This window comes from Catenibacterium sp. co_0103 (assembly GCF_004168205.1).
GTDB classification, from domain to species: Bacteria; Bacillota_I; Bacilli_A; order Erysipelotrichales; family Coprobacillaceae; genus Catenibacterium; species Catenibacterium mitsuoka_A.
Map to the genome: position 1 here is coordinate 1 of NZ_RCYB01000187.1, position 1,740 is coordinate 1,740.

Below are 1,740 nucleotides of genomic sequence, written 5' to 3' on the forward strand. Positions count from 1 at the left end.
GAAGAGCTGATGTTCAGCTCATCAATTAAATGTTTTCAAATAAATCTGACGTGTATCTGTTCAGTTTTCAATGTTCTGTCTCAGCCCGTCTCCCGGACTGCCTGTCTATAATACCCAATATCGCAGCGTTTGTAAAGTGTTTTTTGAAAGTTTTTTGATTTTTTTATAAAAAATATTCAAAATCTCTTATATTGTTTATTTTCATCAAAAAAAGCTATCTTATCACATAAGACAGCCTTGTTTAATAGTTTAGTGTGTTTTATTTTGTTCAGTATATTCTACAATACGTTGTGCTAGTTCCATGATGGATTCAAAGTTTTCAGCACCACCAATAAATCCTCCTGGATGGATAAAGCGTGCACCTTCTACTCCAGTAAGTTCTACTAATTCTTGATCACGTTTTCCACACCACTCTTCAGGTACTTTGATACGTGTATCAAAGCTTGCTGGCGATAGAGGAACGCCCTGAAAGTTCCATCCTCCTCTTTGAGATGGAAACACAGTTAAATAGATATCATTTACTTTATTGCTTTCTGATTTAAGTAATGTACCTTTCCATGGGACAAACTGTTCTAGAATCATAATATGATGTTCTGATAAGTCAATTTGTGCTTCAACATAATCCATTCCTTGAATTCTACTTACTTCTGAATGAATGCAGGTATCAAATATCTCTTTAAGTAATGCTTCACCATTTTTATGATAATGTTCCATTAAGATAGCGAGCTGTTCTACTGGATAAGCAGTGACTTCATCTGTTTCTTCACGTTCAAAAGAAAGTGGCTGCACAAACATCTTATTCACATCATATACACCTAATTCTGCATGTTTACTTGATTTATTATAATAAGTGATGATTTCTTCACCATATTCTTTCCACATATCTATGGCATCACCTTCTTCATTAAAGATGAAACAATTCGCTTCATTGGCTTTATCTAAGACAATCTTCTTCATCACCTGATCTAACCAGTCATAACCATCATCCCAATCAAGTTCATTATTATAAACATCCTTTAAATATTCAATATATACATTAAATACCATTCTCATGAAATCAACTGATTTTAAAAATGCTTCGTCTCCACTAATAGGTGAATTCCAGAAAGGGTTACTAATAGAAATGACAGATGAAATGGTCATGGAAATGCGTTCACCTTCTCCATTATCCAATGCATCAATAGGCATGATGATCTGATCATCTATATCATAAAAATATTCGTCTATATAATCTTGAATTCCTAACTTCTCTAAAATCTGTATTCCATAATCACGCCAAATAAGACCTACAGAAGAATAAGCAACCCCATTATCTCTTCTTACTTTATCATCTTGATGATGATCATACTTTCCTAAACCAATATCATAGACAAATGCATCTGTATCTTTTTCATCTATTTCTGCAACTCTTGCAAGTGGAATATCTTCATATAATATTTCTAATAAGACTGTTGCCATAACATCATCTGCATGAAATGATCCAGCATGAGTTATAAACTTTGCGTCCTTTTCTTCTACTATCGTAATCATACTATCTCCTTATGTGCTCTTATATAATCATATCATTCTTATCTAAAATTTACACTAAGAAAAAAAGCCCTCCATGTGGAAGGCATAAAAAAAGGACCTGGCAGCTTGCTATTGTCGCGTCTTCACACTATCGTCGCCGTTATGATGCTTAACTTCCGTGTTCGGGATGGGAACGGGTGTGTCCATCATGCTATCGCCGCCAGATCCTCG

At 34.5% G+C, this 1,740-nt stretch carries 1 protein-coding gene and 1 rRNA gene; both read right to left on the reverse strand.

Annotation, left to right across the window (positions count from 1 at the left end):
• Positions 1 to 249 precede the first annotated feature (249 nt).
• Entirely contained in the window at positions 250 to 1,530 is a 1,281-nt protein-coding gene (locus tag EAI80_RS13020; protein ID WP_129982374.1) for an MYG1 family protein, read from the reverse strand.
• Positions 1,531 to 1,625: 95 nt separating this feature from the next.
• Positions 1,626 to 1,734, reverse strand: a 5S ribosomal RNA gene (rrf, locus tag EAI80_RS13025).
• Positions 1,735 to 1,740: the final 6 nt, after the last annotated feature.

Excerpts from the sequence above, each read along its gene's own strand:
- EAI80_RS13020 (WP_129982374.1), bottom strand. The coding sequence starts at position 1,530 with ATGATTACGATAGTAGAAGAAAAGGACGCAAAGTTTATAACTCATGCT.